13 protein-coding genes, 1 tRNA gene and 1 pseudogene are annotated in these 14,130 nt (G+C 70.6%); 9 read left to right on the top strand and 6 right to left on the bottom strand.

The features are described from left to right. Positions 1-197: 197 nt before the first annotated feature. The 3 genes from AC07B0_RS16380 to AC07B0_RS16390 all read left to right on the top strand — a co-directional run bounded on the left by AC07B0_RS16380 (position 198) and on the right by AC07B0_RS16390 (position 2,263). Entirely contained in the window at positions 198-1,730 is a 1,533-nt protein-coding gene (locus tag AC07B0_RS16380; protein WP_469381370.1) for an alpha/beta hydrolase, read from the top strand. Between the two features lie 115 nt (positions 1,731-1,845). Beyond that, positions 1,846-1,919: transfer RNA gene (locus AC07B0_RS16385), tRNA-Thr, on the top strand. Between the two features lie 41 nt (positions 1,920-1,960). Further along, positions 1,961-2,263 (top strand): hypothetical protein, encoded by a 303-nt coding sequence (locus AC07B0_RS16390; RefSeq protein WP_478898510.1) that lies wholly within the window; start codon positions 1,961-1,963, stop codon positions 2,261-2,263. A gap of 3 nt (positions 2,264-2,266) precedes the next feature. Here the strand turns inward: AC07B0_RS16390 and AC07B0_RS16395 are convergent, their stop codons facing one another. The 3 genes from AC07B0_RS16395 to AC07B0_RS16405 are packed head-to-tail and all read right to left on the bottom strand — an operon-like array spanning position 2,267 to position 5,289. Beyond that, entirely contained in the window at positions 2,267-3,193 is a 927-nt protein-coding gene (locus tag AC07B0_RS16395) for a glycosyltransferase family 2 protein (RefSeq protein ID WP_469381372.1), read from the bottom strand. Beyond that, positions 3,190-3,906, bottom strand: a complete 717-nt coding sequence (locus tag AC07B0_RS16400) for a class I SAM-dependent methyltransferase (RefSeq protein WP_469381374.1) — start codon at positions 3,904-3,906, stop codon at positions 3,190-3,192. Before AC07B0_RS16400 ends, AC07B0_RS16395 begins: the two co-directional genes overlap by 4 nt. A gap of 42 nt (positions 3,907-3,948) precedes the next feature. Continuing rightward, positions 3,949-5,289, bottom strand: coding sequence for a Gfo/Idh/MocA family oxidoreductase (locus AC07B0_RS16405; protein ID WP_469381376.1), 1,341 nt, complete (start codon positions 5,287-5,289; stop codon positions 3,949-3,951). Positions 5,290-5,695: 406 nt separating this feature from the next. Here AC07B0_RS16405 and AC07B0_RS16410 point away from each other — a divergent pair, with 406 nt between their 5' ends. Next, positions 5,696-6,919, top strand: coding sequence for a helix-turn-helix domain-containing protein (locus tag AC07B0_RS16410; protein WP_469381379.1), 1,224 nt, complete (start codon positions 5,696-5,698; stop codon positions 6,917-6,919). 10 nt (positions 6,920-6,929) lie between these two features. After that, complete coding sequence (locus tag AC07B0_RS16415; RefSeq protein ID WP_469381380.1) at positions 6,930-7,412, top strand: NUDIX domain-containing protein; 483 nt, start codon at positions 6,930-6,932, stop codon at positions 7,410-7,412. Positions 7,413-7,516: 104 nt separating this feature from the next. Here AC07B0_RS16415 and AC07B0_RS16420 read toward each other — a convergent pair whose 3' ends face one another. Further along, complete coding sequence (locus tag AC07B0_RS16420) at positions 7,517-7,747, bottom strand: hypothetical protein (protein ID WP_478898481.1); 231 nt, start codon at positions 7,745-7,747, stop codon at positions 7,517-7,519. A gap of 236 nt (positions 7,748-7,983) precedes the next feature. Further along, positions 7,984-8,193: pseudogene (locus AC07B0_RS16425) on the bottom strand (transposase); the annotation flags it as partial. A 104-nt stretch (positions 8,194-8,297) separates the two neighbouring features. On the opposite strand from AC07B0_RS16425, the gene AC07B0_RS16430 reads away from it, so the two are divergent. The 4 genes from AC07B0_RS16430 to AC07B0_RS16445 all read left to right on the top strand — a co-directional run bounded on the left by AC07B0_RS16430 (position 8,298) and on the right by AC07B0_RS16445 (position 12,123). Beyond that, on the top strand, positions 8,298-9,512 hold the full coding sequence (locus tag AC07B0_RS16430) for a serine hydrolase domain-containing protein (RefSeq protein WP_469381385.1): 1,215 nt from the start codon (positions 8,298-8,300) through the stop codon (positions 9,510-9,512). Between the two features lie 95 nt (positions 9,513-9,607). Then, positions 9,608-10,111, top strand: a complete 504-nt coding sequence (locus AC07B0_RS16435; RefSeq protein WP_478898483.1) for an N-acetyltransferase family protein — start codon at positions 9,608-9,610, stop codon at positions 10,109-10,111. 63 nt (positions 10,112-10,174) lie between these two features. Further along, on the top strand, positions 10,175-10,693 hold the full coding sequence (locus tag AC07B0_RS16440) for a SigE family RNA polymerase sigma factor (RefSeq protein WP_467295627.1): 519 nt from the start codon (positions 10,175-10,177) through the stop codon (positions 10,691-10,693). Between the two features lie 167 nt (positions 10,694-10,860). After that, positions 10,861-12,123 (top strand): hypothetical protein, encoded by a 1,263-nt coding sequence (locus AC07B0_RS16445; protein WP_469381389.1) that lies wholly within the window; start codon positions 10,861-10,863, stop codon positions 12,121-12,123. 19 nt (positions 12,124-12,142) lie between these two features. On the opposite strand, the gene AC07B0_RS16450 is transcribed toward AC07B0_RS16445, so the two are convergent. Then, positions 12,143-13,876 (bottom strand): bifunctional 3'-5' exonuclease/DNA polymerase, encoded by a 1,734-nt coding sequence (locus tag AC07B0_RS16450; protein WP_478898485.1) that lies wholly within the window; start codon positions 13,874-13,876, stop codon positions 12,143-12,145. Positions 13,877-14,130: the final 254 nt, after the last annotated feature.

Consider the following 14,130-nt stretch of genomic DNA (forward strand, 5'->3'; position numbering starts at 1 on the left):
GGTACGGCCGTCCGGACGGTCCGTACGGCCCGCGTCGCGGTCCGGCCCACCTCGGGGGTTCACCCGTACGAGCGATCCGGCGCGCCCTGCGCGGGACGGGCCGCTCCGGGCGGGCGACGGCCTCTCCCCGGTCGGCCGTCGGCTGCCCGGATCGGCACGACCCGACGGGGGAGCGGCCCGGGCCGTAGGCTCCTGGCATGGACACCAGGCGCCTGCTGCGTACCACCGGGACCGTGATCGCAGCCGCCGGGCTGCTGCTCTCCGGGTGCACTTCCGGTGGTTCGGGGATGGCGGCCTCGTCGGGGCCGTCCTCGGTCCCCGCCGGGCTGCGCCCGTACTACGAGCAGAAGCTGAGCTGGCGGGAGTGCGGCGTGCCCGGCTTCCAGTGCTCCACGATGAAGGCGCCGCTGGACTACGGGAACCCCGGCTCCGGCCAGGACATCGACCTCGCCGTCGCCCGCCGCGCAGCCACCGGGCCCGGCAAGCGGCTGGGCTCCCTGGTGGTCAACCCGGGCGGACCGGGCGGCTCCGGCATCGGCTACCTCCAGGCGTACGCGGGCATCGGGTACCCGGCCGCCGTGCGCGCCCAGTACGACATGGTCTCCTTCGACCCGCGCGGGGTGGACCGCAGCAGCCCCGTCGAGTGCCTGACCGGCCCGCAGATGGACAAGTTCACCCAGGTGGACCAGACGCCCGACGACAAGGCGGAGCGGGCCCGGCTGGTGGCCGCGTTCAAGGAGTTCGCCGCGGGCTGCCAGACCCGCTCGCAGCGGATCCTGCCGCACGTCTCCACCGTCGACGCCGCCCGCGACATGGACCTGCTGCGCGGGGTGCTGGGCGACCAGAAGCTGAACTACGTGGGGGCCTCGTACGGCACGTTCCTCGGTGCGACGTACGCGGACCTGTTCCCGGACCGGGTCGGCCGGCTGGTGCTGGACGGCGCGATGGACCCCTCCCGGCCCGCGCTCGACCTCAACCGGGACCAGACCGCCGGCTTCGAGACCGCCTTCCGGTCCTTCGCCAAGGACTGCGCGAAGCAGGCCGGGTGCCCGCTGGGCCAGGGCGATCCGGACGCGGTGGCGCAGCGCCTGAAGGAGTTCTTCCGGAAGGTCGACGCCCAGCCCGTCCCGACCGGCGACACCTCCCGCCCGCTGGGCGAGTCCCTCGCGACGACCGGAGTGATCGCGGCCCTGTACGACGAGAGCGCCTGGCCGCAACTGCGCGAGGCCCTCACCGACGCCATGAACGGCGACGGCGCCGCGCTGCTGGCCCTCGCCGACAGCTACTACGAGCGGGAGGCCGACGGGACGTACGCGAACCTGATGTTCGCGAACGCCGCCGTGAACTGCCTCGACCAGCCGGCCGCCTTCGCCGGTCCGGACGCCGTCGACGCCGCGCTCCCCTCCTTCGAGAAGGCCTCGCCCGTGTTCGGGGCGGGCCTGGCCTGGGCTTCGCTGAACTGCGCGTACTGGCCGGTGAAAGCCACGGGCGAGGCGAAGGCGCTGCCCGCGAAGGGGGCCGCGCCCATCGTGGTGGTCGGCACGACCCGCGACCCCGCGACCCCGTACAAGTGGGCCCAGGCCCTGGCCGGCCAGCTCGACTCGGGCACCCTCCTGACGTACGACGGCGACGGCCACACGGCGTACGGCCGGGGCAGCGAGTGCATCGACACGGCGATCAACCGCTACCTCCTCCAGGGCGTCCCCCCGAAGGACGGGAAGCGCTGCTGACCCCGTCCGCCCCCGCCCCGCCGACCCGGTTCGGGGCACCCGGTTTAACCCTGTAGACTTGGCGCCGCTGCTGATGAGAGCCTCCCTCCAAGGAAATTCTTGTCTTTCCAGCGGTGCCGCCTTAGCTCAGTTGGCCAGAGCAACGCACTCGTAATGCGTAGGTCTCGGGTTCGAATCCCGAAGGCGGCTCTGTAGAAGCCCCAGGACTCACTCGCCGTGACCTGGGGCTTTTGCTATTTCCGGGGTCCGCCGGCGAGACCCCCGCGCACGACCCGAACTACTTCGCCGTTGGCCAGTGCCACAACCTCGAATCCATCGAGGTCCTCGACGAGCGCGGCACCACCATCGTCCACCACCCCGTTCAGGGCCTGGACCGCTTCGAGGCGCGCTCCGCGATCGTCGGCGCTCTGCGCGACGAGGAGCCGCCGACCGGCGAAGGCTGGACGCAGGCCGAGGGGGCCCAGACCACGTGGTCTGGGCCCCCTTCGGGTTTTCGGCCTCCGACACCCGCTGACTCGGCCTCTCGGCGGTGAAGCCTACGGAATGCGCAGCGTCTCGTACGGACTCGACAGAGAGAACTCGCGTTGCTCAGCGACGATCTGGGCCTGGTGAAGGTCGAACTTCGCCATGTGCAGGAGGTCGTCGAGGCGCGTCGGCTTCTGAGCCAGCAGGTCGAGGGCGATCTCGGCAGCCCCGTCTCTCCGGTTCAGTCGGTCCTGGAAAAAGTCCAGGTTCTTTTCGACGACGAGGAGAGTCATGTCGAGCTCCGAGATCTCCGCATCGGAGACTCGACCGCACCGAGAGTGCACTCGGTACTCGTAGAAGGGACCGGCGACGCAGTGGATGTTGTTGCCTGCCCCTCGCCTGTACCGACTGGCCAGCAGATTGACCGCGAAAGCCCAGTCACCCCACTTGAGCACCTTCGGGTCGTACAGCCCGCATTCGAGAGCGTCGGCCCGCCGGCAGACTATCGACGTCGGAACGTGGTGCTTGCGCGCCACCAGATCCTCGCGGCACGGGTACGAGGAGATGGTGAACCCCTCGAAGGCACCGATCATCCACGACATCGTGTGCACGAAGGCCGTATCGGCATCGGACTCGAGGACCTCCACCGCCCTGTCCGGGTAGGACCCTTCCCTGAGGAGATGCGGGTCGGTGGCCAGCCGGTCGTCGGCGTCCACCTGCATCACGTACTCCATCCGCGCGGCTGCCACGCCGGCGTTCCTGGCCACGTGGTGCCCTTGGCGCTGTTCGAGCCGGACGATGCGTACGCCGGGCAGGTCGGCGCAGGTGTCGATGGCCTTGAGGGTCGTGTCGTCATCCGACCCGTCGTCCACGATCACTACCTCGTGCGGCCGCCGAAGCGGCTGCTCGACGACGGACTTCACGGCCTCGATGAGATAGTCACCCGCGTTGTGGCAGGGGACTACGAAGCTGATGCCTCCAGAATCCGCGATGGTCACGCTGTCTCCCTTCCGCTCTTGGCCTCAGTGCCGACGGGAGCCGGGCACCTGCGCGCCGCTATGACGGTCGCGCGAGCCGCTTTGAAATAGGTGCGCCGTGAGCGCGTGTCCTGCTCGGTGTGGTCGTCCCACCTCACTGTGATGTCCCAGCCCTCGTAGATCCGCTCCAGCGCGCGGCTGAACGACTCCCGCGCGTACTGGGCCTCGCCCTCTATGTGGATCTCAACGCCGTGGGCGTCTATCCGGCAGATCTCGGTGAAGACCTCCAGATAGTGCAGGTTGACCGAGCGGGAACTCTGCACAGCCTGGGTGAGCAGAGCTTCGACGTCGTGCTGTGACAGGTAGTGGAGAACGTCCTTGGCGACGAGCACGCCGAAGTCCTCCTGGATGGAGTACTGCTCGATGGAGGACTCCACCACCGTGACCTGCTCGGCTAGGTCCTCGTACTCCGAGAGCCGCTGAAGCAGCGGCTCGGCCGGGGCCTGATCCACCGCGACAACGGTGAACCCGGCCTCGGCCAGGGCGATGGTGTACGCCCCGGCGCCGTATCCGAGGTCCAGAGCACGACGCGGAGTATCAGCGGGGAGGGAACTCAGCAGGGTGAGGAATCGCGCCGGAACGGGTGCACGCAGCTTCTCGCCGGTGCTCCGGCCGTTCCGTAACGCGTCTGCGTAGAAGGCGTGAAGGGACGCCTTCGAGTGCTGTACGGGCAAGGGGTACCACCTGGGGCTGGAGGGACGAGCGAGGGCAGGCACCTAGAACTCGGCGATCTCGACGGCCCGGCCGGGTGTGCGGAGAGAGGCCGCCAAAGCCTCGGTGACCTTCATCGGCAGCAGGTGTGCGGAGAGCGAGCTCTTGTTTTCGGTTCCCTGCAGCCAGTTCTCCATGAGCTGCCTGTTGCTGTCGCTGTGGAACAACCCGTCGAACATTCTGACCGTCGTGTACCGCTCCTCCGGTAGCAAGGAGGCGTTCGCCCTGGTGGTAAGCCGAGCGAAGGCGTCGATCTTGTCTGCGTTCTGCCCGCGGGGCACGTCGTAGCAGTGGACGTGTGCGGAGTAGAGGGTCGACAGCTGCGCTTCGAGGTCGACGCTGGAGGTGCGCCCGTTCTTGTTGTAGACGTCATCCGGGAGGTTCTGCCAGCTGCGGATCGACGGCGTCGTCTGCTCGAAGGACAGCGTTCCGACGGTCAGTGTCCGATCCGACGCGACGTCGACCAGGCGGAACGTGGCGGTGATGTCCGTCTCGCCGAAGGAATGCGCCAGGCTCTCGGGGTCCGGCCAGCGCGAGTGGCCGTCCTCGAACCGGCTCGCGGCCGGATTCGGGATCCGGAGGTGCTGGTCGGTCGGGAAGGCACCGAACGAGCTGACTTCGAGCCTCAAGCGGCGGTCGGGAAATACGAGCTTGTTGAGGGACAGGCACTGCACGGCGAGATCGATGTAGTGGTAGGCGCCGTGCATCACCATCCCGTAGCCGTACTGGTAGGGGTGATCGTCCCGCGACTCGTACTCGTGCTGGAGGTTCCACACGCCGCCGGCGGCTCGCAGGTGGAAGGACGTGACGGGGGCTTGCCAGCCCCGCACCCTCTCTTCGAGCGAGCGGAGCAGCTCCCCGTTGTAGACGCGGTGATACCGGCTCAGCGTCATCACGGAGTGTTTGGCGCCTGTGCGGCTGGCCTGAGCGATGAGCTCCTGCATCACCTCGGTGATCCGGGACGGCGCGAACTGGCCGTCCACCAGCGGAGCCAAGACCGGCTTCTCCACCAGCGAATCGATGCCGTTCTCGACGCAGTAGCGCAGATAGGCTTCGTGCGCCCGCACCTCGGTCGCGATGTACACCTTCATCGGCAGGTCGGGCAGACGGAGCTGCCTGAGGGCGGCTCCGATCAGCTCCGGCTGCGTCTGCTGTGTGGCCGCGCCGCTGCCCGGAAGGTAGATGACCTCCCGAGGCTTCAGGGCCACACCCTGTATGCGTTCCTCGATCGTCGACCTCTCCGATTCCAGATCGATGACGGAGTACGAGTCGACGTGCCCGGCTTCGATGGCCTCCCTGATGCAGGGCAGGTACTTGTTGGCGACGATCTCGTCGAAACCGACCACGACGAGGTTGTGCCGACGAGCAGCAGGGCGGACATCGCGAGCGGAAGCCCGCCCCAGCGGGTCCTCGACACTGCGGAGGGCCGGGGGCCTGGGGACCGAGATCGTTGTTGTTGTTCGAGAGTCGGTTTTCATCCGCGTTACTCCCCCTGGTGCTGTCACTGTTCCGAGCCGTTCCGAAGTAGACCGGGCGTCGATCGCCGCAGTGGTGATTGCCTCTTGCCGAACCTTTCGGGGGTTCGGCGGACGGGCGCCGTTCGCCAAAGCCAGTTTTTGCGAGCCGAGTTGCTTGCATCTCCCAGCGGCCTTCTCGGTCTGTTGCGACGGTAGCCAGGGCGCCCCACGACACCCCGGAAAATCCTTCCGGGGTCCGCTTCGGTCACCAGGTGATGATCAGGACATGCGAGGGATGACAGAGAACCTGACCATCGGTGAGCGCGTCGCCTGGTACCGGCGGCGCCGCGGCCTCTCCCAAGAGGTACTGGCCGGCCTTGTCGGCCGCACCACGGACTGGCTGAGCAAAGCGGAGAACAATCGGATCGAGCTTGATCGCCTCTCGGTGATCACCTCACTCGCCGAGGCCCTCGATGTCTCCCTTGGAGACCTGCTCGCCGAGCCGACACTCATGGAGTGGTCGGCCGACAGCGGCCACCGCACAGTCCCAGCGTTGCGCGAAGCGCTCATGGACTACAAGCAGCTCACACCCCTGCTGGGGTCTGCGCCCGATGACGAGCCACCTGCCCTAGAGGACCTTCGTTCCCACGTGAGCGAGGTCCTCGACGCCTATCAGGCGTCCCGCTACGGATTCGCCACTCGACGTCTTCCCCTTCTCCTGACAGACGCTCTCGCGGCATCTCGCGCCTACTCGGGGCGTGAGAGTGAGGAATCCCATGCGCTACTCGCCCTGGCCTACCACGGCGCAGCCATGGTGCTGGGCAAGGTAGGTGAGTCCGAGCTGGCATGGATCGCAGCTGACCGCGGGCTGGCAGCCGCGCAGCACAGCGGCCGAAGCGAGGTCACAGGTTCGCTGTTCCGCGCGGTCACGCACTGTCTCCTGGCCACCGGCCGCTTTACGGCAGCGGTCCAGCTCGTGAACGACGCGGCAGCCGTCATGCAGCCGGAGCTGGGCACCGCAGACGACGAGTACCTCTCGGTGTACGGCACGTTGTTCCTCACCGGCGCGATGGCCGCTGCACGAGCAGAGGACCGGGCATCTACGCAGACTTTCCTCCGAGAGGCCGACGAGACCGCGCAGCGACTCGGCGCCGATGCCAATCACATGTGGACAGCCTTCGGTCCGACGAACGTGGCGATCCACTGCGTGGCTACCGCCGGCGAACTCGGTGACATTCAGATTGCTGCGGACCTCGGAGCGCGCATCGACACCAGCGGTATGCCAGTGGAACGGCGTGTGCGGCACAGCCTCGAAGTCGCCAGGGCGCTGAGTGCCTGGAATCGGACCGACGAAGCCCTGGCCGTCCTGCTGGAAGCCGAACAAGCCGCCCCCGAGCAGGTCCGCCACCACTACATGAGTCGAGAGCTGGTCATCGGCTGGATACGCGGGACCAGAGGCAGGCCGTCCCATCCCGTGGCGGACCTGGCCCGAAGGCTCCACATCGTGGTGGGCGGCTAGAGTCGAATCCGTGAGCGCGAACGAGCAGGAAGCGAAGATGGCCCACCCCCGCATGGCGGCTGGCGCTCTCTTCTTCGACGAAGCTGATCGAGTCCTGCTCGTCGAGCCGTCGTACAAGGACTATCGAGACATTCCCGGCGGGTACGTCGAAGAGGGCGAGTCTCCCCGACAAGCCTGCGTGCGCGAGGTCCATGAGGAACTGGGCATCAAGCCCCACATCGGCCGCCTCCTCGTTGTCGACTGGGCGCCGAACCCGGGAGAGGGCGACAAGGTCCTCTACCTCTTCGACGGCGGCCGCCTAAGGGCAGATCACCGCCAGCGGATCGCACTCCAAGCAGACGAACTCCGCGGCTACGACTTCCACGGCGCCGAGCAGGTGCCAGACCTCACCATCCCCCGCCTCGCACGCCGAATCGCCGCAGGCATCCAGGCCCGGACGAGCGGCCTGACCGCCTACTTGGAACACGGCCAGTCGCCGGAAACAGGGTCCTGACCGCACAAGTGTAGAAACCCGTCTCCAGCCGAGGCTCGCAAGCCACGTCATGCAGCATTCGGTTGCACGACCCGGCGCTAGCTGGGAGCGTTGAGCGGCGCGGCCTAGCTGGGGGCGGTGTGGCTTCGCTTCATGCGGGAGCGGCAGGCCCAGCGGGCGAGGGCGCCGACGGTGAGGGCGACCGCGATGGCGCCCCAGTCGATGATGTGGGGGAGGCCCGGGAAGAAGGCGAAGAACGCGAAGGACGAGGCGGCGCCGATCAGGAACGCGGCCAGGCCGGCGCGGCGGTGCTCGGCTTCCCACGCGGCGTCTTCGGGGGCGGGATGGGTGGTCATGCGCGGCTCACTTCGTGATGTGGTGGCACTGGCTGACCCGGCGCACGCCGGTGATGCCGATGTACGCGCACGCTTTGCCGTAGCGGGGCAGTGTCTGGGGCGCGTTCACGTCATGGTGACCCCGCCGACTTGATGGGCGAAGCCGGTGGCGGGTGTTGAGCCGATGGCGGCGCGGCTGCGGCGGGTGAGCGTGGCGACGGTTCGGGCGGTGGAGGCTAGGAGTTGTCGTCAAAGTGTCACGCCCACATCAGGAGCGACGCGAGGGTGACGGCTGCTTGGTAGGACTGGGCGGTCTTGTCGTACCTGGTCGCGATGCCGCGCCACTGCTTGAGCCGGTTGAAGCACCGTTCCACCACGTTGCGGCGCTTGTAGACCTGCTTGTCGAAGGCCGGCGGCCGGCCTCCCCGGCTGCCTCGCCGGGTCCGGTTGCGGACCTGGTCAGACCGTCCCGTGCGGGGGGCGGGGTGGGGTTCCGGTCGCAGGGGGGTTGGGGGCGGGGCTAGGTTGGGAGGGAGCGGGGGGTTCGGCGGCGTGTGGCAGGAGGCCGGCCATGAGGACACGGTGGCGCGGTGTCGTGGCGGGTGCGGCCGCGGTGGGGCTGGTGGTGGTGCCGCTCGGCGCCGGAGCGGGGTACGCGTCGGACGGGGTGGCCCCGCCGGTCGTGGCCGCGGCCCCCGTGGCCGACGACTTTCCGCAGCTCACGCCCGCGGTGGCGGCGCAGCTCGACGCGGCCGTGAAGAAGGTGCTCGGGCAGGCCGGTGTGCCCGGGGTGATGGTGTCGCTGTCGGCGCCGGGCAAAGGGGAGTACGTACGGGCCTTCGGGGTCGCCGACAAGGTGACGAAGGGGCCCATGGCGACCGGCCTGAACATGCGGATCGGCAGCGAGACGAAGACCTTCACGGTGACGGCCCTGCTCCAGCTGGTCGACGAGGGGAAGGCCGGGCTCGACGACCCGATCGGGAAGTACGTCGCCGGGGTCCCCAACGGGGACCGGATCACCCTGCGCGAGCTCGCCGGGATGCGCAGCGGGCTGTTCAACTACTCCGCGGACGAGAGCTTCTTCAAGGCCCTGACCAGCGACCCCCGCCGGGAGTTCACCCCGCAGGAGCTGCTGGGGTACTCCTTCAAGCACCCGGTGGTGTTCCAGCCCGGCGCGGAGTTCCAGTACTGCAACACCAACCTCATCCTGCTCGGGCTGGTGGTGGAGAAGCTGAGCGGGCGTCCCCTCGCCGAGTACATCAACGAGGAGGTCTCGGCCCCGGCCGGGCTGAAGCGGACGCTCTTCCCGGTCGGCGCGGAGTTCCCGAGCCCGCACGCCCACGGCTACACGGACCAGACGGCCACCGGGAAGACCGAGGACGCCACGGACTGGAACCCCTCCTGGGGCTGGGCGGCCGGAGCGATGATCTCCGATCTCGGCGACCTGAAGAGCTGGGCGAAGACCCTGGCCACGGGCACGCTGCTCACCCCCGCCACCCAGGCGCAGCGGCTGAAGGTGACTCCGGCGGGGAACCTCCCGGACACGGGGTACGGCCTCGGCATCTTCAACGTCGACGGCTGGATCGGGCACAACGGATCCCTGCCCGGCTACCAGTCGCTGACCGTGTACCTGCCACAGTCGCAGGCCACGCTGGTGGTGCTGCTCAACACGGACATCGCGTACGAGGGCGCCGAGCCCAGCGCGCTGTTCGGCGAGGCGATCACGAAGATCGTGACCCCGGACCACGTGTTCCGGCTGCCGGCCCAGCCCGTCACCGCGCACTGACCGGCGGGCCGTGCGGCGGCCACCCGGCCCACGGGCCCGGCGCTCGCCCGCGCACAATGGAAGCCGGCACGAGCGGGTGAACGAGGGAGATCGGCATGCGGGACCAGGCGGCGGAACAGCTCAGAGTCACGTCTTCGGCGGAGGGCCCCGAGGCCGTGCTCCGCGTCGCGGGCGAGGCGGACCTGGACATCGCGGCGGAGCTCTTCCGCGGCTACCTCGACTTCTACGAGGTGCCGGCCGAAGACCCGGACGGGCCGCGGCAGTTCCTGGCGGAGCGGATCGCGAAGGACGAGTCGCTCGTCCTGCTCGCCGAGGTGCCCGGCGTCGGCACGGTCGGTTTCGCGCAGGTGTACCGGGCGTTCTCGTCGCTGACCCTGAGCACGGCGTGGATCCTCAACGACCTGTACGTCGCCCCCTCCGGCCGCCGCACCGGCGCGGGCCGGGCCTTGCTGCGCGAGGTGCTGCGCCGGGCGAAGGAGGCCGGGGTGGCCGGGGTGCAGCTGGAGACGGCGTACGACAACCACGTCGCGCAGGGGCTGTACGAGTCGGAAGGCTTCGTGCGCGAGGAGTTCCACGTCTATTTCCACGATCTCGGCTGAGGGGTGAAACATTCCTCCGCCGCCGTCGCGTCAATGGGGTGAGACGGACGCGAGGGGGAGTGCATGCGGCAGGGTCGCAGAGACGGGTTCCGTGAGTTCGCGGCGGGCCGGTCGGGACATCTGTACCGATCGGCCTGTCTGCTGGCCAGTGGGGACACCCATCTCGCCGAGGACCTGGTGCAGGAGACCCTGGGGCGGATGTACCTGCTCTGGGGGCGGATCTCCCGCATCGACAATCCGGCGGCCTACGCGCAGACCGTGCTGGTACGGGCGTTCCTCACCCACCAGCGCCGCCGTTCGGCGGGGGAGCGTCCCCTCGGGGAGTTCCCCGAGCCGGGCGCGCACCAGGCGGCCGGCGCCGGTGACCCGCTGCTGCGGCTGACGTTGCTGGAGGCGCTGGGGCGGCTGGCGCCCAAGGACCGGGCCGTGCTGGTGCTGCGGTACTGGGAGGACCGCAGCGTCGAGGAGACCGCCGACGCGATGAGCGTCAGCTCGGCGGCCGTACGCACCCGGTCGTCCCGGGCGCTGGCCCGGCTGCGGGAGCAACTGGGCGGCAGCCTGGCCGAGTTCGCCAGCCACTGAACCGGTCCCGGTCCCGGTCCCGGTCCAGGTCCCGGTCCAGGTCCCGGTCCCGGAGTCGCCCGGCCGCCGAGCCGTGGGCCGTCCGGGCCGTCGCCGGGGCGTCTTCCCGTTCGCCCCGTCCGTCTTGTCGCGCACCCCTCACCCAGAAGCGGAAGGTTCCGTTCCCCATGCCTTTTGAAGACGAGCTCGGCGAAGCCCTCCGCAGCGCGGGCGCCGGATTCACCACCGACTCGAACGCCCTGGTCGAGGCCGGTGAGCGGCGCGGCCGACGGCTGGTGGCCCGGCGCCGGGCCGCCGTCGTCGGCGGGTCGGCGCTGGCGCTGGCCCTGGTGGGCGGGGCCGGCGCCTGGAGCACCGGACTGCTCGGCCCCGGCAGCGGGGGAGACGTCGCGGCGCCGCCGCGGCTGCCGAAGTCCGGGTCCGCCGACGGCCCTCCCTCCAGTGCCGGCACCGGCGCCGTCTCCGCCGGCCGGCTGGGCGACATCCTCAGGGAGCTCGTGGCGCCGGCGAACCTGATCAGCTCGGAGGGCCGCGGTACCGGGGACGAACCCGGCCCGTACGTGCGGGGGGTGATCGACGACGGGAAGGGCCGGGGGAGCATCGGCGTCAGCCTCACCCGGATCGATCCGGTCGGTGCGATGGCCAAGGAGATGACGGCCTGCCCCGACCGGAAGGTCGTGAAGCACGTCGATTCCTGCGTGGAGGAGAAGCTGCCCGACGGGTCCCGGCTGCTGCTCGTCCAGTCGTACGTCTACGACGACGAGCGCAAGGACGCCAAGAACTGGCGGGCCACCCTGGCCACCCCGGAGGGCTTCCTCGTCGACGCGTCGGAGGTCAACGCGCCCACGGAGAAGGACTCCCGGGTCAGCCGGCCCGACCCCGTGCTGACGATGGCGCGGATGAAGGCGCTCGCGCTCTCCGACAAGTGGCGGCCCGCCCTGGAGGACCTGCCGGCTGCCCGCCCGGAGACGAAGCCGGGGGATACGGCGCCGGGGGACACGGGGCCGGGCTCGAAGGCCGTCGTCGCCAAGGACGCGCTGGAACACCTGCTCCGCCGGTACGAGATCCCGCCCGTCGGACGCGGCGGCGAGGGCGGCTACGGCTACGTGCTCCTCGACGACGGCAACGGCGAGTCGCTGATCGAACTCCGGATCATGGACCAGACGGACAGCTCGGGCTTCGCCGCAGGGGCCACCACGCAGCCGGGCGGGGTCCGGATGAAGGCGTCGCAGGGGCCCGTCGACAACGGCGGGGCCGTGGTCCGCTGGACGGTGGACACCCTGCGCTCCGACGGGAAGCGGGTGACGGTCTCGGCGTACAACGCGCCGAAGCAGTCGGGCACGCCGAGCCGGACGGCGCCGGTGCTCACCGTGGAGCAGCTGAAGGAGATCGCGCTGAGCGACAACTGGAAGGAACTCTGGGGCCGCTGACGGTGTGCGGGGCCCGGGCTCACTTCGCGTCGGCGTAGCACTCCACGACCGCCGTGGTGAACGGGAAACGGACGGGGGTGTCGCCGAAGGCGATCCGGCCCGCCCGGTCACCGGCGGCGCGGATCGCCGAGGCGACGGCCCCGGCCTCCTCGGCGGGGCAGTGCACGATCACCTCGTCGTGCTGGAAGAACACCAGCTCCGCCCGCATCCCGGCGGTGGCCTGCCGCAGGGCGGCGAGCAGCAGCAGCGCCCAGTCGGCGGCGCTGCCCTGCACCACGAAGTTACGGGTGAACCGGCCGCGGGCCCGGGTGTTGGTGGAGGCGTAGCTCGGGGTCCAGCCGTCCTCGCGGTCCTGCGGGACCCCGGCCTCGCCGTCGTCCTCGGCGGGGGAGACGGGCGGCGGGCAGGTCCGGCCGAGCCAGGTCCGTACGAGCCGGCCCTCCTCGCCGGCGCGGGCGGCGTCGTCGACGTAGGCCACGGCGCGGGGGAAGCGGCGGCGGAGCGCGGCCAGGTTCTTGAGGCCGTCGCCGGAGGTCTGGCCGTAGACGGCGCCGAGTACGGCGATCTTGGCCATGTCCCGGTCACCGGAGAAGCCCTGGCGGGAGATGGACGTGTAGAGGTCCTCGGGGCGGCCCGCGACCTCCATGAAGGCCGGGTCGCGGGAGATCGCGGCGAGGACGCGGGGTTCCATCTGGTCGGCGTCGGCGACGACGAGCCGCCAGCCGGGATCGGCGACGACGGCCCGCCGGATCACCTTGGGGATCTGAAGGGCCCCGCCGCCGTTGGTCACCCAGCGTCCGGTGAGGGTGCCGCCGGGTACGAACTCGGGGCGGAAGCGGCCGTCGTGGACCCAGTCGGCGAGCCAGGACCAGCCGTGCGCGGTGTAGATCCGGTACAGCTTCTTGTACGCGATCAGGGGCTCCACGGCGGGGTGGTCCAGCTCCTGGATCTCCCAGCGACGGGTCGACTTCAGCTTGATCCCGGCCTCCGCGAAGGCCTTGACGACGTCGGCGGGGAGGTCCGGGCGTACGCGGCGGCCGAACGCGGCGGAGACCTCGTCGGCGAGCTCGGCCAGGCGGCGGGGCTCGCCGCGGCCCGCGTAGCGCTCGCCGAGCAGCTCGGTGAGCAGGGACCGGTGTACGTCGGCCCGCCAGGGCAGGCCCGCGCGGTGCATCTCCGCGGCGATGAGGAACGCGGCGGACTCGGCCGCGACGAGCAGGCGCATCCGGTCGGGGTGGGCGGTGGCGGCGAGCCGGCGCTCCTGATCGGCGTGGACCGCGAGCAGGGCGTCCAGGGTGACCGGGACGGCGGGCTGCGGATCGAAGAGGGAGTCCTGCGTGCCGGGCTCCGCGGCGCGCTGGGGCGGATCGGGCGGTACGGGGCCGCCGGTGAGGCGGGCCCAGGCGGCCGCCGCCGAGCGGGGCTCGCCGGAGCGGCCCTCGTGGCCGAGGAGCAGCAGCTCGGCGTCCTCGACGTCGTAGCACCGCTCGACGCGGGCGCCTGCGGCGAGCAGGCGGGGGTACACGGCGGCGGTGGACCGCCAGATCCAGCGCGTACCGGGCGGGGCGGCGCGGATCGCCTCCGCGGGGTCGCGCACGGTGATCCGGGCGCCGGGCGCGGGGGGTACGGGCGCGGGGGGTACGGGCGCGGCGTGTACGGGTGCGGCGTGTACGGGTGCGGCGTGTACGGGTGCGGCGTGCCACCACCCGTCGCCGTGCTCGGCGAGGGCCCACCGGCCGGCTTGGTCGCTCACGGGTGGAGTGTCCCACCGGGGTCTGACAACACCCCGCGGCCCGCCCGGCGGGGCCGGGGACTGCGGCCGGCCGGGCTGTGCCGATGCCCGCCCGGGGTTGTGCCCGTGCGGGTGGCTGCGCCTCGCCGGGGTGCGCCTGCCCCTGGGGTTGCGCTCCGTGGGGGTGTGCCCGCCCCCCTGGGGGGGGCTGAGCGTGCCCCGGGGCTGTGCCCCGTCGGGGTGTGCCCGCGCCCGAGGGTTGGGCGCCGTCGGGG

The organism is Streptomyces sp. NPDC044704, from assembly GCF_056433525.1.